We start from the raw sequence: 21308 nt of genomic DNA, 5'->3' as shown, positions 1-21308 counted from the left end.
TCACGGACAACGAGCGCGCCGTGACCGGCAATGACCAAAGACCCTTGTCGAGCGCCGCGCCAGGCGAGAACGATGAGGGAGAGCGCCACGCAGTGCGTCGCATGCGAACCCGAGGAGGGGACATGAAAGCCCATTCACCTGTCGTGGTCGGAGTCGACGGCTCGCAGTCAGCCACCGACGCGGCGTGGTGGGCGGCCGAGTGCGCCGTCGCACGTGGTGCACCACTGAAGATCGTCACGACGATGTACGTCCCGGGCTCCTACGCGGTGCCGATCGGAATGCCGCCCGAGTTCTACAACGAACAGGAAACGGCGGCGAAGGAGAGACTGAGCGCCGCGGCCGCGCACGCCAGGCTCGCCGCCGGGGAGGGCCTGAGCATCGACACCGAACTGTTTACCGGGCCCGCCACCGCCACGCTCCTCTCGCAGTCCGAGACCGCGAGCATGCTGGTCGTAGGATCTCGAGGTCTCGGCGAGTTCACCGGTGGACTCCTCGGCTCGGTCAGCTCCGCCGTCGTCGGGCACGCCCGGTGTCCGGTAGCGGTGGTCAAGGCGCTGGCGGAGCCGGAAGGGGTCACGCGCCGACCGGTCGTCGTCGGTGTGGACGGCACCCGCAACAGCGAACCCGCAATCGCAGAGGCCTACCTCGAGGCGTCTCTGCGCAAGGCCGACCTCATTGCTGTCCACGCCTGGTCGGACCTCACCCTGCCGCCACGGTTCTCTGACGATGGACTGGACTGGGAGCCGATCCAGTCCCGTGAGGCCGCGGCCCTGTCGGAAAGCCTTGCCGGATATGCCGATGACTATCCAGACGTGCATGTGCACTCGATCGTCGTCAGGCAGGAGCCGGTCAAGTCGTTGCTCGAATACTCCCGGCGCGCTCAGCTCGTCGTCGTGGGCAGCCGGGGACGCGGCGGCTTCGCAAGCATGCTCCTGGGCTCGACCAGTCGGGCGCTACTGCACTCGGTCTCGTGTCCCCTGTTGATCGTGCGGGCCTGAGATCCGAGGTAGACCGGCGCGCACAATGGAGGAGGTCGCTCGATGACCACGGCAACACCCATCCTGGTCGGGGTCGATGGTTCGGCCGGGTCTTACAACGCGGTGCGGTGGGCCGCAGTGGACGCGGCGCTACGGCACAGCCCACTGTGGCTCGTTGCCATCTATGCGAAGCCGTTCGACGTCTTCAGATCGGCGTCCTCGGCGGAAATCTACATCGGGGAGCAGGAGGTCGCGGGGGGACGACTTCTTCGCGATGCCACGGACATCGCGCACTCCGAGAGCGAGCGCCTCGGTGAGGTGACGGTACAGACCGCACTGCTCGGCGGCCGCCCGGCACCCCTGCTGCTCGACCTTGCGCAGGACGCACGGATGCTCGTCGTCGGCTCGCGTGGGCTCGGGGAACTCACCGGCGGAATCGTGGGATCAGTCAGTTCGGCGGTTGCGGCCCACGCCCCGTGTCCAGTTGTCGTCGTCAAAGGTCTTCCGGAGCCAGGAAAGCCGGTGCTGGATGGACCGGTGATCGTTGGTGTCGACGGAACACCAACGAGCGAGCCCGCGATCGCGGCCGCGATGGAGGAGGCGTCTTTGCGGCAGGCCGACGTCACCGCAGTCCACGCCTGGACCGACGTAGACCTGTCGTCGACCACCTTCGGCGACCGGGAGACTTGCCTCCCGGTCAACTGGTCCGCCGTCGAAGCCCAGGAACACGTGGCGCTCGCCGAACGGATGGCAGGCTGGAAGGAACAGTTTCCCGAGGTGGGCATTCGCCGAGTCGTCGTGCAGGACAAACCCGTCCGGGAACTGGCTGCCATCTCAAACGACGCGCAACTGTTGGTGGTCGGCAGTCGCGGGCGGGGCGGGTTCAAGGGGATGCTGCTGGGATCGACCAGCAGGGCCCTGCTGCACCTGGTCGACTGCCCGCTCATGATCGTCCGCGCGCCCGAGTAGCCTGCCGACCCCCAGGTGGAGGTATGACATCTGAGTGGCGAACCGAACCCGATTCGGGCGTGCTCATCGCCGGGCACACCTATCGGGCGGTGTTGTTCGACCTCGACGGGGTCCTCACCGACACCGCAACCCTCCACCAACGGGCGTGGAAATCGGCCTTCGACGAGTTCCTCGCACGGAATCACCCAGCACAACCGCCGTTCGAGGCCGCGGACTATCGGGCGTACGTCGACGGAAAGGGCCGCTCCGACGGTGTCCGTTCATTCCTCGCCGCCCGGTCGATCTCCCTCCCCGACGAACCGGATCCCGACGCGGCCAACCCGCTGTGCGTACGGTCCCTGGCCGAGCGCAAGGACCAGTTGTTCCACGACCTGCTCCGGACCGAGGGCGTGCGCACCTTCGCACCGGCAGTCGAACTCCTGCACAGCCTCCACAGCGTGGGTGTCGGCGTCGCCGTTGTCAGCGCCAGTCGAAACGCCGCGCAGGTCCTGTCCCGGGCAGGCCTGCTCGACGAGGTGGACGTCCGGGTCGACGGAATCGATGCCGCACGTCTGCAGTTGCCCGGGAAGCCCGATCCCGCACTGTTCCTGGAAGCCGCGAGGCGGTTGGAGACGGACCCCAACCGAACGGTCGTGATCGAGGACGCCGAGTCCGGTGTCACCGCCGCCCACAAAGGTGGCTTCGGATTGGTCATCGGAATCGCTCCACCGGAAAGGGCCTCGGCCTTGGCGGGCAGTGGTGCGCAGATTGTCGTGGAAGGACTCGACGAACTCGACTGGAGCATAGGAGGAACGGTGCGTGCGGGCTCGTCCCCCGACTCGTCGTGCGAACTGTGCGCGCACACCACCTCGCCGGCGTGGTTTCTCGAGCACGTCGGTTTCGAACCGGCCGTTCAGGGTGCACGAGAGTCACTTTTCGCACTGGGCAACGGATTTCTCGCGACCAGGGGAGCATTGCCCGAGGCGAGGGCCGATGCGGTGCACTACCCGGGCACATACGTTGCCGGATGCTACAACCGCGTGACGTCGAGGATCGGGCGCATCGAACGCGAGGACGAGAGCATCGTCAACGTTCCCAACTGGCTACCGGTGGCCTTCCGAATCGACGACGGCCCCTGGCTGACGCCGGAGCACACCGCAATGGACCATCACCACATCGGTCTCGATCTGCGGCGGGGACTGCTCATGCGCGAGACGGTGTATCGGGATCCGGACGGCAGACGAACCCGGATACGGCAGCGGCGCCTCGTATCCATGGCGACGCCCCACCTCGCGGCATTGGAAACGACCATCGTGGCCGAGAACTGGTCCGGAAGACTCACGGTGCGGTCGGGCCTCGACGGCGATATCGAGAACACCAATGTCGCGGAGTACCGCCCCCTCAACGGCCGCCACCTGGAGTCGGTCGAGTCGGGCGTCGAACCCCCGAACATCATGTGGCTCAGCGCTCACACCTCACAGTCGCGTGTGCGGGTGGTAGTAGCGTGCAGAACCACGTCGTCGATGAACGACGAGAACTCCGGCACGGAGAACCAACGAATCGATGCCTCGCACCACGGGATCCATCTCGAGCAGTCCTTCGCCGCGGGTCGCGCGGCGAAAGTCACCGTGTACAAGGCAGTAGCCGTCTACACGTCGAAGGACAGGGCGATCTCGGAACCGCTCGCGGCCGCGGTGCAGGCGGTTGCCTCGGCCGGTTCCTTCGACGAACTGCTCACCGCCAGCGCTGCCGCCTGGAGCAACCTCTGGGCACGATGTGAGATGACGCCGGACGCGGATCACGGGACCAAGCAGGCGGCAAATGTCGACGTGTTTCACGTTCTGCAGACCCTGTCGCCACACACGGCAGACCTGGATGTGGGCGTTCCGGCGAGAGGGTTGCACGGCGAGGCCTACCGTGGCCACATCTTCTGGGACGAACTGTTCGTTTTTCCATTCCTCACACTGCGACTTCCCGAACTCACGCGCGCACTGCTGCTCTACCGCTTCCGGCGACTACCGGTCGCTCGGCAACACGCCAGGGCACTCGGATATGCGGGTGCACTTTTCCCCTGGCAGAGTGGCAGCGACGGCCGCGAGGAGACGCCGTTGGCACTGCTGAACCCGATCTCCGGCCGATGGGTGCCCGACAACTCGCGACGGCAGTTCCACATCAACCTCGCGATCGTCTACAACGTGTGGCACTACTGGGAGACCACGGGCGATCTCGGCTTCCTCACCGCCTTCGGCGCGGAGCTCCTCGTGGAGAACGCGCGATTCTGGGCGAGCCTCGCGACATACGATGCCGAGGCCGACCGCTACGACGTACGCGGGGTGATGGGCCCGGACGAGTTCCACGACGGATATCCGGACAGTCCGGGTAGCGGCATCGACAACAGCGCCTACATCAATGTGATGCTGGCGTGGTCGCTCGCCCGCGCTCTCGACGCCCATCGGATCCTGGGTCCGGACGCCGACCGTCGCACTTGGGACAAGCTGGGTGTCGATGGCGACGAGCTCCGGCTCTGGGACCACATGGCGCGGCGGCTGCGTCTCGAGTTCCTCGACACTGGCGTGCTGAGTCAGTTCGAGGGATATGGCCGGCTCACGGAGCTGCCGCTGGACGACTACCGCAGGCGGTACCGGGATATCGGAAGGCTCGACCTGATCCTCGAAGCGGAGGGAGATTCGACGAGTCGATACCAGGTGTCCAAACAGGCCGACGTCCTCATGCTGCTCTATCTGTTCAGTGCCGAGGAGCTCACATCGCTGATCGAAACACTCGGCTACGCCTTCGATCCCGCGGTGATTCCCGCGACAGTCGACTACTACCTCCAACGCACGACGCACGGATCGACGCTGAGCAGAATCGTGCACTCCTGGGTGCTGTCGCGGAGGAACCGCCGACAGTCATGGCAGATGCTGGGCGAGGCGCTCGCCTGCGATCTCGGTGAGCGGCCGGTCGCGAGCACGCGAAAGGGGATACACCTTGGCGCGATGGCGGGCAGCATCGACATCCTGCAGCGCTGCTATTCCGGCATCGACGTACGGGAGGGCGTGCTGTGGCTACACCCCCAGCTGCCGACCGAGTTGCGTGCCCTCGCATTCGACATCCATTACCGCGACCACTGGATGCACATACGGTGCGACCACACCGCCGTGACGGTCTCCACGAATCAGAGTGCCGCAGCACCGGTCCGGGTCGCGATCCACGACACGGTCCACACCCTCCCGGCAGGCGCGACGATCTCCGGTCCCGCATGAGCGATGGCCTCGTCCTTGGGAGCGGAGCGGCTTTCCTCACTGAGCTTTGTACACCGCGTACCAGGTGCGCCGCGACACCCGAAGGATCGCGTCATGCAAGTGTTCGGCCCGGCGATACAGCTCCCGCCGGCGCGCCTCCGTCCGGAGGTCGGGCTCATGCTCGAGGTCGGCGATCGCGGCGCGGTACGCGTGCTCTGCGGGCGACAATGCCTCAATCGCGCGATCTGCGTAAATCGCTGCGGCGCCACCCGGCAGTGCTCGAAGTCCCTCCGCAAGGGGGACAGCCGCCGCGGCGAGTGTGTCGAGTAGCGCGACCAGGCACGGGTCCGGTTTGGTGCATGTCGGCCCTGAGCACGACAACTCCGACTCCCGGATCAGCGCATACCCGGCCTCGGTGACCTCGCCGAGACGTTCCCCTAGTTCGAACAGGTCTTCCGCCTCGAGCGGAGTACTGAAACTGTCGCGGACCGCGATGTTGAGATCGCGACGTGCGGCATGCTCGGCCGCGGCGATGACCCGGAGCTCCGTGACGGCATCGCGGGTCGCGGCCTCCCCGTGTCCCCACCGTTGGAGGACCTGCATGCCCTGCTCCACGATCGCGAGCTGCGCATGCAACTTGCTCAGCACGTCGAACGAACGTGGCAGGAACCAGGATGTCGGTAGGCGGGGCCAGCGCATCAGATCGCCTCCCACACCGGGAAGAGCGCCGCCCCGAGCAGTGCGGTCACCGGTAGCGTGACGATCCATGCCGAGCCCATCTCCTTGACCACCTTCCAGTGGACGTGCTGCTTGCGATGCTGTGCCCCCACACCTACCACGCCGGCCGCGACGACGTGCGTGGTGCTCACCGGTGCGCCGACCAGCGCCGCCCCGAGGATCACACTGCTGGCGCCGCCCTGACTGACCAGTCCATCGAGCGGAGTCATCCGGTACACGCCGCGGCCCACGGTCCGTACGATCCGCCAGCCTCCGAATGCGGTACCGGCGGTCAGGCTCGTCGCGGCGGCAAGCTTGACCCACAACGGCACCGTGAATTCTGTGAGCTGCCCGCCCGCGACCAGAAGGAGTGTGATCACGCCCATGGACTTCTGCGCGTCGTTGGCTCCGTGGCTGAACGCGAGGGTGGCGGCCGTGACCCATTCTCCCTTGCGAACCGGGTCGAGTGTGCGATGCCGGGCCCGTCGCATGAGCCTCCACGCGAGCGCCCCGAGAAGTGCACACGCGAGCGCACCCAAGGCGGGGGAGATTGCAAGGCCGACGAGAATCCCCACGATGCCCGTGGGGTGCCCGTCGGTGAACCCGCCCCAGTGGACACCGCTTGTGCCCGCGGCGACCAGAGACGCGCCGACCAGTCCACCGACGAGAGCGTGCGACGAACTCGACGGCAGCCCCAGCCGCCACGTCAGCAGGTTCCACGCGATCGCCGCCGTGACCGCGGCGCCGACCGCCGTGATCGTTGTATCTGCGGGCAACTCGACGACCCCGCCGACTGTGTCGGCTACGGCCGTTCCGACGAGCAGCGGTCCCGCGAAGTTCCCGGCCGCGGCGAGCATCAGTGCGTGTCCGGGGCGGGCGGCCCGGGTGGCGACGAGCGCGGCGATCGAGTTTGCCGAGTCGTGGAAGCCGTTGGTGAGGTCGAACGCGAATGTCGTCGCGATCGCCAGGAGCAGGGCAATCTCCATCGTTCAGTCCGTGGGGCAAGCGCCGCTGGGTGCGCGTCGCAGTCGAGGTACAGGGGACTCAGGCCTGTCGGTGAATGTCGTCGTCGCCAGTCCACGCGGACCATAGGAAAGCGCGGCTGTCATGGCGTCCTCGATGACGTCGGGACCGAGGTCCCGCAACGGATCCCGGGGCACCCTGTCACGGACACACGCCTGCAACGTCGCTTCGTCGGATTCTCCTCATCTACTCAACCACCCACGAGTGTGCGTATCACGGATCCGCCTGTGCTGAGCACCCTTCGGAAAAGCGAACCACGGAATGGCGCGACCCTCCGAACGACTCCAGCCGAGAAGGTGCCTCTGCCTGCGATGTGAAGCGCGACCAGGAGTCCTGGCTACAGTCGCCGCGCGATCGACTCGGCCTCCGCACCCAGTTTCGCCAACCGCAGGTCGGCGAGGGGGGTGAGGGTGTTGCCCATCCGGTTGGTCACGAACGCCACCGACAGACCCGTGTCCGGGTCGGCGAAGGCCCCAGAGCCACCGAGGCCGTAGTGACCGAAGGCGTACGGCGACTGTGTTCGGCTCGCGACGAACGCGGCGTGGTAACCGAGCCGCCAGTTCATCCGGATTCCGAGCACGTAGTCCCTGGCCGTTGTCTGCACCTCACCGATCTGCGCGAGGCCGTCCTCGCTCAGGAATCGGGTGCCGTCCACCATGCCCCGGTTGGCGATCGCCCCGTACATGCGAGCCAGGCCACGGGCGCTGAAGACCCCGTTCCAGCCGGGCATGACGTGGTCGTGGATTGCCGGGTTCCTGACGAGTTCGTCGAACCCTTCCGGCATGCCTGCGGCGGCGAGGTTGTGCAGCCCCGGGGTCCGCGACAGGAGGTGGGACGCCACATCCCATGGGATCCCGAAGGGAGTGATTCGCGGAAAGGTTTTCGCGATGCGTCGGCGCTCTTCATCTGGCACCTGGAACCAGAACTCGGGGATGCCGAGGGGGCCGGCGATCTCGGTTCGGACCAAGTCGGTGAACGACATTCCGGTGACCCGGGTGGTCAGTTCGGCGACGAGCGATCCAAAGGTCACCGCGTGATAGCCGGGCATGACACCGCGCCGTCGGTCGGGAACGGCCGCTGCCAGCGCGGTCACCACCCCGTCGTGATCCAGGAGCGCCAAGCGTCCCGGTACCAGGCCACGCACACGATGGAGTCCGGCCCGGTGGCTCAGCAGTTCGCGCACCGTGATGGAATCCTTGCCCGCGCTCGCGAATTCAGGCCAGTACTCGGCGACCGCGGCGTCGTAGTCGATCAGCCCACGGTCGGCGAGGCGGTGAAGGACAGTGCTCGCGACGCCTTTCCCTGTCGAGAACGACATAGAGACGGTGCTGGACCGCCAGCGCGTGGTCGGAGTGGACCAGCCAGACCAGATATCGACGACCGGTTCACCGTGCAGGTACACCGCCAGCGCGCCACCACCGTCCGGCGTCCGGTTGAACAGCCCGAAGAACTGCTCCGCCAACGGCGCGAAGGTCGGGGCCACCACCATCGCCGTCGGCTTATACAGCCCACCACACGAGTCCGGGCGTCCGGATTCGTTGTCGTCCGACCTTCCGTGTGCGTGCATCATGGTGTCCGCTTTTCGCTGTTCGGGGGCCGCCCTCACACGTCCCTATCTGTGTATACAACGCTGAGATACCCCCGGGGGATTCCCGCCGAGGCATCGACAGACAAACCAGCGTCGCCGCCGGGCACGGCTGTGAGAAACCCGAAGAGAGGCCGAAATACTCTGGTCCGCACGCCAGCGCTGCGAGATCGTAGAGGGGCGGAGGTGGCAGTTCGATGGTCAAGCATTGGCTCGTGATGGAGACCGAGAACCCAGATGGTCGGTTGCCCTTCCACACCCGGGTGGCCGGTGCCGGACGGCATCTGCCGGCGACGCGGCTGACAACCGACGACCTGATGGCGGCCACCCGCCATACGACGCACATCGACCTCGAACGACTGACCGGGATCCACGAACGTCGGATCTCGGTCGGAGACGACGACTCCTACACACTCGCGACCACTGCGGCGCAGGATGCGCTGCGGCATTCCGGGCGGACCGCGGAATCGATCGACGTCGCGATCAGCTGCAGTATCACCAAGTTCCGTGACGGATTGACCCAGTGGCTCGAACCGACCATGAGCAGCGCCGTCGCCCGTGCCCTCGGCGCCGGGACAGCGATGACTTTCGACCTCGCGAACGCCTGCGCCGGGATGTTGACCGGTGTCACCGTGGCGAACAACTGGATTCGGCAGGGACTGATCGAACGGGCCCTGATCGTCAGTGGGGAGTACATCTCCCAGCTCGGCCAGAACGCGGCCCAACACATCCACAACATCATGAGCAAGGAGTTGGCGTCGCTGACCCTGGGCGACGCAGGCGCTGCTCTGCTTCTCGAGCGTGCCCCTGCCGGGTCTGCCGGGATCCGGCTGGCCGGGTTCACGACGGTGGCCGACTACAGCCGGCTGTGCCTCGCGTACCCGAAGGGTGACGATCCCGGCGCCCGCATGTTCACCAACTCGCGGGGGATCCAGAAGGCTGCCATCGCAGACACCCCCCTTCTGCTGCACGAGGTCCTCGACACCCTCGGCCTGTCCATTCACGACATCGACCACGTGATCACACATCAGACTTCTGCTCGAGCGATCCGTAAGGGGATGGCCGAAGTGATGGCATCGTTCGGCGACTCACCCCGGCACGACGCCGTCATCACCGTCGACAAATACGGGAACACGGCCTCCACGAGCCACACCGTCGCACTGGTAGAAGAGCTCGAGGCTGGCCGAATCCGACCGGGGGAGACGGTTGCACTGATCGCCCTCGCGTCCGGCCTGGAGATCGGAATCGTCCTGGTGGAAATCGACGAGGAGTTGGTGGCAGGTTATGGGCACCGTCATTGATCGACTGGAGATCGTGCACGGTCGGTGGCGATCACGGCACAGCGCCCTGCATCTTGCCGTGGCCGCGGCGAAGTCCTGCCTGGAGGGTGCCGGGCGCAGTGCGAACGATCTCGATCTGCTCGTCAACACGGGCTTGTACCGGGATCGGAACCTCGGTGAGCCCGCACTCGCCGCGATGATCCAGGAAGACATCGGCGCGCACCCCGAGGACCCGCACACCGATTCCCACGGCACGTTCTCGTTCGACGTCGCGAACGGCACCTGCGGAATGCTGACAGGCCTGCAGATCGTCGATGGATTCCTGCGCTCGCATGCGATCCGATGCGCGCTCGTCGTGGCCAGTGACGCCGATCCCGGTCATGGCATGAGCGAACACTTTCCGTTCTCCGCCACCGGGGGAGCGATGTTGTGCAGCTGGCGTGGCGGTGGCTACGGGCTGGGTTCGGTGACCTGGGTGAACGAGCCCGACGACGGCGAGTCGTTCCGAGCCACGGTCGCTCAAGGTGACAACCGGAACGTCCTCCACATCAGCCAGTCCGATTCCCTGGACGAACGCTATGCGTCCGCGTCCGCTGCGGCCGTGACCTCGTGCCTGGCGCGCGCCTCCCGCGGCCTCGACGAAGTCGACACGATCGTGGCCGCACCGGCCCGCCCTGGCTACCGAGCAGCGCTCGCGACCCGACTGGGTGTTCCCGAGACCCGGATCAGCGTGGCCGAAGACGTTCGCATGCACACGGCCGCGTTGGTGGGCGCGCTCGACCACGGCCGTCACCGCATGGCGGCCGGCACCCGCACGCTGATCGTCGCGGCGGGGGCGGGTGTGACTGCCGGTGCCGCCCTCTACGAGGAGCCACCGGTGCCGGACACAGTCCGGAGGCATCGTGATCGGGAATGAGACCGCCGCGATGGGACACTTGACGATCCCGACGATCCCGAACCGACGGACAGTCGAATCGGCCGTCGCACTCGCCTGTAGGGCACCGTCGATACACAACAACCAGCCCTGGTGGTCGGTCACCGGCCCCGACCACCTGATGTTTCAGGATGACGACCGCCCGAAGCCGAGGTGAGACAGATGGCATCCGACAACCTCAGCTTCCTCGACGCGGGCTTTCTCGAGACAGAGGATTCCGATCGACACGCGAGCCTCAACATCGGGGCACTCTCGATCATCGAAGGCCCGGCTCCCGACCAGGACGAGTTCCGCGAGGCCGTCGCCGTCCGTCTGCTGAACCTTCCGCACGCGGAGCAGAAACTGCACACCGCCCCCATGGATGTGGGCGCCCCGTCGTGGGCAGACGACCCGAGCTTCGACCTCGACCGACACCTGCGACGCGTCGCGCTCCCCGAGCCCGGAGGGGACGACGAACTGTTCGGCTTCGTCGGACGGGTGATGGCACACCGGTTGGACCGCGACCATCCACTCTGGGAGTGCTGGGTTGTCGAGGGCCTCGCCGACGGCAGGTGGGCAATCCTCGCCAAGCTGCATCACTGTCTGGCAGACGGCATCACCGGGACGAAGCTGTTCGATGCCATGTGTGACGAGCCGGACCCGCGAGTCACCCCGGAGCCCGGACCGGCGCCGCCGCGGGTGCGGGCTGCGGGACTCGTGGAGTCCCTGATGTCTCCGCGCCGTCAGCTTCGGCTTCTGTCCACCGTCGTGACCGCTCCACAGCGAATGGCAGCGGTGGCCGCCGGAGCTGTCGAAGGTCTCGCACGGCTACTGACGGGGATGGTGACCACCTCGTCGGCTACCTCTCTGAGCGGGCCGATCGGCCGGCAGCGTCGGTACTGCGGGGCCCGAGCCAAGCTGGCGGATGTCCGCGAGATCTGCGACGCCTACGACGTCACCGTCAACGACGTCGCCCTGTCGGCAATCGCGAGCGGGCTACGCACAGTCCTTCTGCAACGAGGCGAGCAGCCCGACGCCCACGCGGCGCGAACCCTCGTACCCGTGTCGGTGCGCTCAGGACGCGACCGTGACTCGACACACAACCAGGTCTCGCTGATGCTGCCGTTCCTTCCCGTCGACATCGAGGACGACGTCGAACGCCTTGTCACGGTGCACGAACGGCTCACGGCGCACAAGAACCAGGGCGAGGCGGAAGGGGGTAAAGCGTTCACGTCCCTGGCGCAGTACGGGCCGTTCATGCCGATGGCATGGGCCGTTCGACTGGCCCTTCGCTACCCGCAGCGCAGCGTCGTCGCCGTTGCCACCAACATTCCCGGACCACGCGACGAACGACATGTGTTGGGACGGAAGATCCTCGACGTCTTCCCCTACGTGCCCATCGCGGTGCGCCTGCGTATCGGCATCGCGATTCTCAGCTACCACGACCGCCTCGCCTTCGGACTCACCGGCGACTACGACACCACTGCCGACCTCGGCGACCTGGCCCGGGCAATCGAGCGCGCGGTCGAGTCTCTCCTTCCCGCACCCGCGCGCCACGCCGACGTCGATTTGCCATTCAGGGACTAAATGCCCTGGATTCGGCCCCTGCACTGGCGTTTGCTGAGTGTCAGCGGCCACTAGGAGGCGAGCCATGCCTGACCAAGGTGCGACGACATCGAAGTACGTACTCGGACTCGACGAGGTCGGACTCACCGACGCCGCAACAGTGGGCGGGAAGGCCGCCAACCTCGGTGAGCTGACCCGCTTGAGGCTGGCGGTGCCGACCGGATTCGTAGTCACCACCGACGCCTACCTCGAGACAATGGGGCAGGGCGGTGTCCGGTCTGAGCTGTACGCACACCGGGTTCCGGACGCCGGCGCTGGGCCGTTGAGCGACCAGGCCGAGCGGCTGCGGGGGATCGTTCTGGCCGCGCCGATACCGGATGATGTGCGAGACGGGATCGCGGGTGCGTATCACCGCCTCGGCGACGGCATTCGGGTCGCGGTTCGGTCGTCTGCCCCCGCCGAAGATGCGGCGGACACGTCGTTCGCGGGAATCCACGACAGCTTCACCAATGTCAGCGGCGACGATGCGGTGCTCGATGCGGTGCGGCGGTGTTGGGCGTCGCTGTGGTCCGAACGGGCCCTGAGCTACCGGGCCGCACGCGGCTACGGTGAGGAGCCATCGCTCGCCGTCGTGGTGCAGACGATGGTGTCCTCGGACCGTTCCGGGGTCGTCTTCACGGCGGATCCCCGGACCGGCTCGCGCGAGCGGATCGTCATCGAAGCCGCGCGCGGTCTCGGCGAGGTGGTGGTCGGTGGACAGGTCGAACCGGATACCTACACGATGGACAAGGACTCCGGCACGCTCGTCGAGATGCATCTGGGCACCCAAACGTTTCAGATCCGAGGCGATTCCGCCGGCGAGAGTCAGGAAGAGATCGCGCCGGCGGCACAGCGGCATCGGGTGCTAGACGAGGGGATGCTGAGCCGGATCGCCGAGCTGGCCACGACCATCGAGAAGAGTTACGGCGCACCGCAGGACCTCGAGTTCGCCATTGCCGGCGATGACCTGTGGGTGGTGCAGACCAGGCCGATAACGACATTGGAGACATCGGTCCAACCGACACAGCCCAGCGAGGCGGCCCCCGTCGACGTCCTGGCGAGCGGCCTCGGGGCAGGACCAGGGTCCGCGAGCGGCCGGGTCTGTGTGCTGACGTCCCCGAAGGACGGCGATCGCCTCCGCTCCGGCGACGTCTTGGTGGCCCCGATGACGAGACCGGATTGGATCCCGATTCTGCGGCGCGCGGCCGCGATCGTCACCGATCGAGGGGGCATCACGTGCCACGCCGCAATCGTGGGCCGAGAACTCGGCCTGCCGGTCGTGGTAGGTGCGCACAATGCGACGACGGTCCTGACCGATGGGCAGGTCGTCACGGTCGACGGCAGCAAGGGCGTCGTGGTTGCCGGAGCCGACGTCCACGACCGCGCCGTTGCGGCGCCTGCGACGCCCTCCACCAGAACAGGTGGCAGCCGAGCGGGACAGACCGCCACCGCGATATATGTCAACCTCGCGTCCCCCGACACCGCGGAAGCCGCGGCCGCACTCGCCGTTGACGGAGTGGGCCTGCTCAGAGCCGAATTCATGATCACCGAGGCGCTGGGCGGGAAGCACCCGAGCAAGTTGATGGAGGAGGGGCACAGGGATGACTACGTCGAGTCCATGGCCGAGGGCGTGGGCCGGATCGCGGAGGCCTTCTCGCCTCGGCCCGTCATCTACCGCGCGATCGATCTGCGGAGCAACGAGTTCGCCAATCTCGACGGCGGCGAATGCGAGCCGGTCGAGGAGAACCCGATGATCGGGTACCGGGGTTGTTTCCGGTATGTCCGTGAGCCGGAACTGTTCGCCCTCGATCTCGACGTGCTGCACCGGGTACGCCAGCGGTTCGCCAACGTGCACCTGATGATCCCGTTCGTCCGCACTCGGTGGGAGCTCGCCCGGTGCCTCGAACTGGTCGACGCTCACCCGCTGGGGCGAGACCGGAGCATGCTCCGCTGGATCATGGCCGAGGTTCCCTCGGTCGCGTACTGGCTGGACGAGTATGCCCGTCTCGGGATCGACGGGCTGTCGATCGGAACCAACGACCTCACCCAGTTGGTCCTCGGCGTCGACCGGGACTCGGACATCTGCGAAGACCTGTTCGACACGATGGATCCGGCGGTCCTGGCGACGATCGATCTCATCCTGGATCGCGCCCGAGCGGTGGGGATGACGACGTCGCTCTGCGGTCAAGCGGTGTCGAGCGCGCCCGCACTGGCCGAGCACCTCGTCCGGAGGGGCATCAACTCGGTGTCGGTCACACCGGACACCGTCGAGCAGACCCGCCGCACGGTCGGCATGGCCGAGCGCCGAATCCTGCTGGAACACGCCCGGATCGGCGACCGACCACGCGAATGAACTCAGGCCGAATCGTGCGCCGCCCGACAGTCGACGAGGCGGTCCACATTGTGACCTGGTGTCGGCCGGCGGACCCATCCGACGGCCGACACCACGAGGTCAGATCCGCTCGATGATGGTGCCGGTGGCCAGCGCGCCGCCGGCGCACATGGTGATCAGTGCGGTGGACTTGTCCGTCCGCTCGAGTTCGTGCAGTGCGGTGGTGATCAGGCGGGAGCCGGTGCTGCCGACGGGGTGGCCGAGGGCGAGGGCGCCGCCGTTGACGTTGACCTTGTCCATGTCGGGGCCGTGCACCCGAGCCCAGGACAGTGCGACGGACGCGAAGGCTTCGTTGACCTCGAACAGGTCGAGGTCGCCGATCTTCATGCCTGCCTTCTCGAGCACCTTGGCGGTGGCCTGGACGGGGCCGTCGAGGTGGAATTCGGGTTCGGCGCCGACGAGCACCTGGGAGACGATCCGGGCGCGGGGCTTGAGGCCGAGGGCGAGGGCGCGGTCGGAGTCCATCAGCAGCACTGCGGCGGCGCCGTCGGAGATCTGCGAGGCGGTGCCCGCGGTGTGGATGCCGCCCTCGATGACCGGCTTGAGCTTGGCGAGCGACTCGAGCGTGGTGTCGCGCAGGCCCTGGTCCCGGGAAACCACTGTGGTCTCGGCGGTCGGCAGCTTGTCCTCGCCGATGACGGGGGCCGTCACGGGCAGCACCTCGCGGTCGAAGCGTCCCTCGGCCCAGGCCTGCTTGGCCAGGGCCTGCGAGCGGACTCCGAGTTCCTCGATGTCCGCGCGGGTGATGCCGCGACGCTTGGCGATCCGCTCGGCGGCCTCGAACTGGTTGGGCATGTCGATGTCCCAGGACGCGGGGCGGCGCGGGCCTGCCTCGGTGCCGACGTTGGCGCCGAGCGGGACCTGGCTCATCTGCTCGACGCCGCAGGCGACGCCGATGTCGATGGCGCCGGTGGCGATCAGCCCGGCGATCAGGTGGTTGGCCTGCTGCGCGGAGCCGCACTGGCAGTCGATGGTGGTGGCGCCGGTCTGCCACGGCAGACCCGCGGCCAGCCAGGCGACCCGGGTGACGTTGTTGGACTGTGCACCGGCCTGGGTGACGCAGCCGCCGATGGCCTGCTCGACGAGGAGGGGGTCGATGCCCGCCCGCTCGAGCAGTCCGACCTGAACCGCGCCCAGGGTCTCCGCCGCGTGCAGGCCGGACAGCCAACCCCCTCGCTTGCCGATCGGGGTACGGACTGCCTCGACGATTACTGGTGTGCCCACGGTGAACTACCTCTCAAAGAAGAACCCAAACTAGAACTTGTTCTTCATATCAGTCGACCTCGCTAAATTGCTAAGATTCGCAAGTAGCGTTCGGATTGTGGAATGATGCCGGCGAGGCACGATGTCGCGGACTCACCGCCCATCGGAGAACAGCAGGAGGCGCCATGGTCGCAAACTCGCGCCAACCGCTCTATCAGATGAAAGCGGACTTCTTCAAGACACTGGGTCACCCGGCGCGCATCCGGGTTCTGGAATTGTTGAGCGAGCGCGATCACGCCGTCTCGGAGATGCTGCCCGAGGTCGGGATCGAGCCCGCGAATCTGTCGCAGCAGCTGTCGATTTTGCGACGCGCCGGACTCGTCACCGCCAGGCGGGAAGGCCTGTCGGTCACCTATGCGCTGACCTCACCGAAAGTCGCGGATCTGTTGACGATCGCCAGAGGGATCCTCACCGGTGTCGTTGCGGGCCAGGCTGAACTGTTGGAGGACCTACCAGAGTCGGCCGCATTGGCCAGCGACTCCGCCAGCTGACAAGAAAGCTCGGACGTGGATCCGTGCCAACCTTTAATTGCAGAATTTCTTAAATGCATACCTTGCACGAACGGACAACGAGGGTGACTGACGAGGACGACGACACGCGTGGACGCTCCGGCCACGCGGACCTGCAGCTATTGGGGCTCAACGTAGCCGTGGTGACAGTTGCGGAGGCTCAAAACCGTCGTTCTCGGGCCGTCCCGCCGCGCTCGCCGTGGACATCGATGGAGCAGTACGCGGGCTTGATCCGTACGCACACACCGATTCGCGTGTTGCGGCTGCCCATGACCACGGGCGACGCGAGGGTCATCGCGGTGCAGATTGTCGCACTCGCACCACCCGTGTCGGTTGCGTTCGTGACCGGCCTCGCCGCCCGGGAGTCCTCGCAGGTCAAGGGTGAGGTGGCGGCGCGCGGAGGGCCCTTGATCATCACCGAACTCGACGTGGTCACCGCCGGGCTTGCGGCGACCACGATCTCCCTCCTTCGTCGACGCGGCGCCGCGCCTCGTTCGGGGAGGGTGGTGGTCAATGGTCCCGAGTGCGCACCCCTGCTCGGCCCGACCTTGATGAAGTCCGGGATCGGGCAGATTGCCAACTGGCACGGCGGCGACGCGCACGCCTTCCCACTGCGTCGATTGATGGAGCGAAACGACGTTCTGATCGACCTCGCCGGAACTGCCGCGGACACCGACGCACCGGGCCGCACCGTGCCGTACCCGACGGACCCGTACTCGGTGGGGCAGCTGGTTGTGCCGGGTCTGATCAGCGCCATGTGTGGGCACGACGCGAGGGAGGTGACCTCGGAGGTGCTCGCCGCCACCGCGCGGGCACTGGCACTGACCACGCCGGCCGGGCAGGCGCTGCCCGCGCCGGACGACGGTCTGGTCATCCGCGCGATCACCCGCCAGGTCGGGCGCATCTTCGCCCATCTCACCGACCGCAGCAGGCACCAATAGCAGTGCACACAGCTTCGTTCGCACCACATTCGACGACTTTCGCGAGGAGAACACCGTGACCACACCCGCAACCGACATCGGGGCCGCTCCGACAATGCACGATGAGATCGTGTCCTGGGTCGCGGAGGTCGCCGACCTCACCGGGCCCGACGCCGTGGTGTGGTGCGACGGATCTGCCGGCGAATGGGATCGCCTGACGACACAACTGGTCGGCAAGGGAACCTTCGTCCGCCTCGAGGGCAAGCCGAACTCCTTCTGGTGCGCCTCGGACCCCGAAGACGTCGCGCGCGTCGAGGATCGTACGTTCATCTGCTCCCGCTTCGAGGCCGATGCCGGGCCGACGAACAACTGGATGGACCCCGTCGACATGAAGACGGTGATGACCGAGCACTACCGCGGTGCGATGTCCGGTCGCACGATGTACGTCATCGCGTTCTGCATGGGCCCCATCGACGCGGCCGAACCGAAGTTCGGTGTACAGGTCACCGACTCGGAGTACGTCGCCGTGTCCATGCAGATCATGACCCGCTCCGGGGCCGCGGTGTGGGACAAGCTCACCACCGGAGTCGACTTCGTCAGGTGCTTGCACTCGGTCGGCGCCCCGCTCTACCCGGGCCAGGCCGACTCCGCCTGGCCGTGCGATGGCACCAAGTACATCTCCCACTTCCCGGAAGATCGGACGATCTGGAGCTACGGCTCCGGCTATGGCGGCAATGCCCTGCTCGGCAAGAAGTGTTACTCGCTGCGCATCGCCTCGAAGATGGCCAAGGACGAGGGCTGGCTGGCCGAGCACATGCTCATCCTCAAGCTCACCTCTCCAGAGAAGAAGACGCACTACATCGCGGCGGCCTTCCCGTCCTCGTGCGGCAAGACCAACCTCGCGATGCTCGAGCCCACCCTCGCCGGATGGACCGCGGAAACCGTCGGCGACGACATCGCCTGGATGCGCTTCGGTGACGACGGCCGGCTCTACGCGGTCAACCCCGAAGCGGGGTTCTTCGGCGTCGCCCCCGGCACCGGCGTCCACACGAACCCGCATGCCATGGCAACCATCGAGCGGGGCAACTCGATCTTCACCAATGTCGCGCTGACCGACGACGGCGACGTCTGGTGGGAAGGCATGACAGATCGGCCGCCGGCCCACCTGACCGACTGGAAACGCCGAGACTGGACCCCGAACTCGGGTGAGCGTGCAGCGCACCCGAACTCGCGGTACTGCACCCCGATCGCGCAGTGTCCCACCGTGGCCCCCGAATGGAACGACCCGGCCGGGGTGCCGATCTCGGCGATCTTCTTCGGCGGCCGCCGCGCCACCACCATCCCTCTGGTTGCCGAATCGCTGAGCTGGCAGCACGGGGTCTTCCTAGCCTCGACCCTGTCGTCCGAGACGACGGCCGCCGCGACCGGTCAGGTCGGCGTCGTGCGACGAGATCCGATGGCGATGCTGCCGTTCCTGGGGTATCACGTCGGCGACTATTTCGCGCACTGGCTCGAGATCGGAGCGAAGGCGGATCCGGCCAAGTTGCCGAAGATCTTCTACGTCAACTGGTTCCGACGCGGCGACGACGACCAGTTCCTGTGGCCAGGATTCGGGGAGAACTCCCGGATCCTCAAATGGGCACTGTCGCGGATCGACGGCGAAGGCGTGGCCGACGCGACGCCAATCGGCTACGTGCCAACTCTCGATGCACTCGACCTGGCGGGAATGAAGTTCGACCGCACCAAGATCGCTGCCGCACTGAAGGTCGACCCGGTCGAGTGGATCGCCGAAACACGGCTGATCGACGAGTGGTACGCCACCATCGGCGGCAACACCCTGCCCGATGTCCTGCGCGAAGAACTCGGCGCCCTCAAACTCCGACTGAGTGCGCCTTCTCTCGCCGATCCGCTTCCTGGCAAACCTGCCACAACACGAGACGCCGACTTCCGCCGCGTGCGGGTCCGCACCCGCCGCGGCAAGGCCTGACGGCCGCGGCACACGATCCAGGCATGGAGCGCATCACGTCGATCCACCCGCGTTCCGTGCCGTCCCGGACCCGGCGCGAGGAGAGGGATCGCCCTCCTCGCGCCGGGTCGCCGCTTCCGCCGGCAGGGCCTGATTCCCCCTCAGCAGGCCCTGCCGGCGGAAGTGAATTGCTTGAGAGATTCACGGCACACTGAGGAACTGCACATGTCTGAACTCGAAGTCCCGACCGGGCCCGCGAAAACGACCGGCCCCGCCGGAGCCCGTATGGCCGGGGCCTTACGGTCGGTCGCCGAACTCCTGCCCAGATGGAGCGAGTGGAAACCCGCACTCCGGGCACCCGGTGCGGACCTGCTCGCCGGCCTGATCGTCGCGCTGGTGGCGCTGCCCTTGGCCTTGGGCTTCGGAGTGAGCACCGGCCTCGGCGCCGCCGCGGGCCTGACGACTGCGGTCATCGCCGGAGCGGTCGCGGCGGTGTTCGGCGGTTCCCGCTTCCAGGTGTCGGGCCCGACCGGAGCGATGACGGTGGTCCTGGTGCCGATTGTCGCCCAGTACGGGCCGACCGGAGTTCTGGCGGTCGGGTTGATCGCGGGGGCGGTCCTGGTCGGGCTGGCGTTCGCGGGCGTCGGCCGGGCCGTGCGGTACATGCCCGCCCCGGTGATCGAGGGGTTCACCGCCGGCATCGCCGTCGTCATTGCCCTCCAGCAGATCCCGGCCGCACTGGGGATCTCCGGCGCGGAAGGCGAGAAGGTGTGGCAGTCCGCGTTCGACGCGGCTCGCAAATTCGTGGCGGACCCGTCGATCCTGACACCGTCGATCGCGCTGGTGGTGGCCGTGGCGATCCTCATCGGCGGACGCTACTTCCCGAGGGTCCCGTTCTCCCTCGTCGCGGTCGCCGGAGCAACCGCCGTTGCTCAGCTGTTCGGCTTGGACATTGCGCGAATCGGCGCCATTCCGTCCGGGTTCTCCACGCCGACGCTGAGCTTTCTCCGCCTCGGTGATCTCACCTCCCTGATCGCGCCGGCCCTCGCTGTCGCAGCGTTGGCGGCACTCGAATCGCTCCTGTCGGCGACGGCCGCCGATTCGATGGGCGTCGGCACGCGCCACAATCCCGACCGGGAACTGTTCGGGCAAGGCCTGGCGAACATCGCCGCACCCCTGTTCGGAGGAGTCCCCGCCACCGGCGCGATTGCCCGGACCGCCGTCAATGTCCGCTCCGGCGCCCGTACCCGACTTGCCGCCCTGACCCACGCGCTCATCCTCGCCGCGATCGTGTACCTGGCCGCCGGGCTGGTCGCCGAGATCCCCCTCGCCGCCCTCGCGGGAGTGTTGCTGGCCACCACCGTCCGGATGGTCGAGACCGCCTCCATCCTCGCCATCGCCCGCGCCACCCGCGCCGACACCGTGGTGATGATCGCAACGTTCCTCGTCACCGTCGTGTTCGACCTGGTCACCGCGGTCGCCGTCGGCGTCGGGTTCGCCGCGATCCTCGCCCTGCGGGCGGTCGCCAAGTCCGCGCGGATCGAACAGGTACCCCTCGAGCACGACGATCACCTAGCCGAGGAACACGAACTCCTCCGCGAACACATCGTCGCCTACCGCATCGAGGGCGCGTTGTTCTTCGCCGCCGCGCACCGCTTCCTCCTCGAGCTCGCCGAGGTCTCGGACGTGAAGGTCGTGATCCTGCGCATGTCACGGGTCACCGCCCTTGACGCGACCGGCGCCATCGTCCTCAAGGACGCCATCACCAAACTCGAACACCGCCACATCGCTGTGCTGATCTCAGGCGCCAAACCAGAGCATCTGCGCCCGCTCGAGGTCCTCGGTGTGTTCACCACCAAGGACAGCGAGGACCGCCACGTATTTGACACCACCCCGCGAGCGATCAGCTATGCCCGAACGCTCGTCCTGCCCGAAAGCCGCTACGCCTCCACCAGCACAGAGGACTGA

General features: G+C 67.0%; 15 protein-coding genes. 11 read left to right on the top strand and 4 right to left on the bottom strand.

Features of this window, described 5'->3' with window-relative positions:
* Window positions 1–122: 122 nt before the first annotated feature.
* Genes ABIC28_RS17765 through ABIC28_RS17755 form a run of 3 tightly spaced genes read left to right on the top strand, consistent with a single transcriptional unit; the run spans window position 123 to window position 5188 of the window.
* Window positions 123–998 carry a universal stress protein gene (locus ABIC28_RS17765; RefSeq protein WP_097209676.1) on the top strand — a complete coding sequence of 292 codons (876 nt, stop codon included), beginning with the start codon at window positions 123–125 and terminating at the stop codon, window positions 996–998.
* 42 nt (window positions 999–1040) lie between these two features.
* Window positions 1041–1946 (top strand): universal stress protein, encoded by a 906-nt coding sequence (locus ABIC28_RS17760; protein ID WP_097209675.1) that lies wholly within the window; start codon window positions 1041–1043, stop codon window positions 1944–1946.
* Between the two features lie 23 nt (window positions 1947–1969).
* Complete coding sequence (locus tag ABIC28_RS17755) at window positions 1970–5188, top strand: beta-phosphoglucomutase family hydrolase (protein ID WP_097209674.1); 3219 nt, start codon at window positions 1970–1972, stop codon at window positions 5186–5188.
* A 36-nt stretch (window positions 5189–5224) separates the two neighbouring features.
* Here the strand turns inward: ABIC28_RS17755 and ABIC28_RS17750 are convergent, their stop codons facing one another.
* The 3 genes from ABIC28_RS17750 to ABIC28_RS17740 all read right to left on the bottom strand — a co-directional run bounded on the left by ABIC28_RS17750 (window position 5225) and on the right by ABIC28_RS17740 (window position 8396).
* Window positions 5225–5866: a hypothetical protein gene (locus ABIC28_RS17750; RefSeq protein WP_354580116.1), complete on the bottom strand. Its 642-nt coding sequence runs from the start codon at window positions 5864–5866 to the stop codon at window positions 5225–5227.
* Window positions 5866–6870, bottom strand: coding sequence for an inorganic phosphate transporter (locus ABIC28_RS17745; RefSeq protein ID WP_097209672.1), 1005 nt, complete (start codon window positions 6868–6870; stop codon window positions 5866–5868). Before ABIC28_RS17745 ends, ABIC28_RS17750 begins: the two co-directional genes overlap by 1 nt.
* A gap of 374 nt (window positions 6871–7244) precedes the next feature.
* Window positions 7245–8396 (bottom strand): serine hydrolase domain-containing protein, encoded by a 1152-nt coding sequence (locus tag ABIC28_RS17740; protein WP_269590245.1) that lies wholly within the window; start codon window positions 8394–8396, stop codon window positions 7245–7247.
* A gap of 293 nt (window positions 8397–8689) precedes the next feature.
* On the opposite strand from ABIC28_RS17740, the gene ABIC28_RS17735 reads away from it, so the two are divergent.
* The 4 genes from ABIC28_RS17735 to ppsA all read left to right on the top strand — a co-directional run bounded on the left by ABIC28_RS17735 (window position 8690) and on the right by ppsA (window position 14643).
* Window positions 8690–9793: a 3-oxoacyl-ACP synthase III family protein gene (locus tag ABIC28_RS17735; protein ID WP_354580113.1), complete on the top strand. Its 1104-nt coding sequence runs from the start codon at window positions 8690–8692 to the stop codon at window positions 9791–9793.
* The gene (locus ABIC28_RS17730; RefSeq protein WP_097209669.1) at window positions 9777–10688 is read left to right on the top strand and encodes a beta-ketoacyl-[acyl-carrier-protein] synthase family protein; all 912 of its coding nucleotides are present in this window, start codon (window positions 9777–9779) and stop codon (window positions 10686–10688) included. The genes ABIC28_RS17735 and ABIC28_RS17730 overlap by 17 nt, the downstream gene beginning before the upstream one ends.
* A 180-nt stretch (window positions 10689–10868) precedes the next feature.
* Window positions 10869–12272, top strand: coding sequence for a WS/DGAT/MGAT family O-acyltransferase (locus tag ABIC28_RS17725; RefSeq protein ID WP_354580110.1), 1404 nt, complete (start codon window positions 10869–10871; stop codon window positions 12270–12272).
* 64 nt (window positions 12273–12336) lie between these two features.
* On the top strand, window positions 12337–14643 hold the full coding sequence (ppsA, locus tag ABIC28_RS17720) for a phosphoenolpyruvate synthase (RefSeq protein ID WP_354580108.1): 2307 nt from the start codon (window positions 12337–12339) through the stop codon (window positions 14641–14643).
* A 99-nt stretch (window positions 14644–14742) separates the two neighbouring features.
* Here the strand turns inward: ppsA and ABIC28_RS17715 are convergent, their stop codons facing one another.
* Window positions 14743–15906, bottom strand: coding sequence for a steroid 3-ketoacyl-CoA thiolase (locus ABIC28_RS17715; protein ID WP_354580106.1), 1164 nt, complete (start codon window positions 15904–15906; stop codon window positions 14743–14745).
* A 164-nt stretch (window positions 15907–16070) separates the two neighbouring features.
* Between ABIC28_RS17715 and ABIC28_RS17710 the strand changes: the two genes are divergently transcribed.
* From ABIC28_RS17710 to ABIC28_RS17695, 4 genes are all read left to right on the top strand, one after another.
* A complete protein-coding gene (locus ABIC28_RS17710; RefSeq protein ID WP_354580104.1) occupies window positions 16071–16436 on the top strand; it encodes an ArsR/SmtB family transcription factor in 366 nt (121 codons plus the stop codon).
* A gap of 287 nt (window positions 16437–16723) precedes the next feature.
* Window positions 16724–17395 (top strand): hypothetical protein, encoded by a 672-nt coding sequence (locus ABIC28_RS17705; RefSeq protein ID WP_354580102.1) that lies wholly within the window; start codon window positions 16724–16726, stop codon window positions 17393–17395.
* 94 nt (window positions 17396–17489) lie between these two features.
* Window positions 17490–19361, top strand: coding sequence for a phosphoenolpyruvate carboxykinase (GTP) (locus tag ABIC28_RS17700; RefSeq protein ID WP_354580184.1), 1872 nt, complete (start codon window positions 17490–17492; stop codon window positions 19359–19361).
* A 264-nt stretch (window positions 19362–19625) separates the two neighbouring features.
* Window positions 19626–21308 carry a SulP family inorganic anion transporter gene (locus ABIC28_RS17695; RefSeq protein ID WP_502945045.1) on the top strand — a complete coding sequence of 561 codons (1683 nt, stop codon included), beginning with the start codon at window positions 19626–19628 and terminating at the stop codon, window positions 21306–21308.

It is taken from the genome of Rhodococcus sp. PvR044 (genome assembly GCF_040548995.1).
Classification (GTDB): domain Bacteria; phylum Actinomycetota; class Actinomycetes; order Mycobacteriales; family Mycobacteriaceae; genus Rhodococcus_G; species Rhodococcus_G oryzae.
This window is presented reverse-complemented; position numbering and strand designations above follow the sequence as displayed.

Coding starts and splice junctions, on each gene's coding strand:
- ABIC28_RS17765 (WP_097209676.1), top strand. CDS start 123: ATGAAAGCCCATTCACCTGTCGTGGTCGGAGTCGACGGCTCGCAGTCA.
- ABIC28_RS17760 (WP_097209675.1), top strand. CDS start 1,041: ATGACCACGGCAACACCCATCCTGGTCGGGGTCGATGGTTCGGCCGGG.
- ABIC28_RS17755 (WP_097209674.1), top strand. CDS start 1,970: ATGACATCTGAGTGGCGAACCGAACCCGATTCGGGCGTGCTCATCGCC.
- ABIC28_RS17750 (WP_354580116.1), bottom strand. CDS start 5,866: ATGCGCTGGCCCCGCCTACCGACATCCTGGTTCCTGCCACGTTCGTTC.
- ABIC28_RS17745 (WP_097209672.1), bottom strand. CDS start 6,870: ATGGAGATTGCCCTGCTCCTGGCGATCGCGACGACATTCGCGTTCGAC.
- ABIC28_RS17740 (WP_269590245.1), bottom strand. CDS start 8,396: ATGGTGGTGGCCCCGACCTTCGCGCCGTTGGCGGAGCAGTTCTTCGGG.
- ABIC28_RS17735 (WP_354580113.1), top strand. CDS start 8,690: ATGGTCAAGCATTGGCTCGTGATGGAGACCGAGAACCCAGATGGTCGG.
- ABIC28_RS17730 (WP_097209669.1), top strand. CDS start 9,777: ATGGGCACCGTCATTGATCGACTGGAGATCGTGCACGGTCGGTGGCGA.
- ABIC28_RS17725 (WP_354580110.1), top strand. CDS start 10,869: ATGGCATCCGACAACCTCAGCTTCCTCGACGCGGGCTTTCTCGAGACA.
- ppsA (WP_354580108.1), top strand. CDS start 12,337: ATGCCTGACCAAGGTGCGACGACATCGAAGTACGTACTCGGACTCGAC.
- ABIC28_RS17710 (WP_354580104.1), top strand. CDS start 16,071: ATGGTCGCAAACTCGCGCCAACCGCTCTATCAGATGAAAGCGGACTTC.
- ABIC28_RS17705 (WP_354580102.1), top strand. CDS start 16,724: ATGACCACGGGCGACGCGAGGGTCATCGCGGTGCAGATTGTCGCACTC.
- ABIC28_RS17700 (WP_354580184.1), top strand. CDS start 17,490: ATGCACGATGAGATCGTGTCCTGGGTCGCGGAGGTCGCCGACCTCACC.
- ABIC28_RS17695 (WP_502945045.1), top strand. CDS start 19,626: ATGGCCGGGGCCTTACGGTCGGTCGCCGAACTCCTGCCCAGATGGAGC.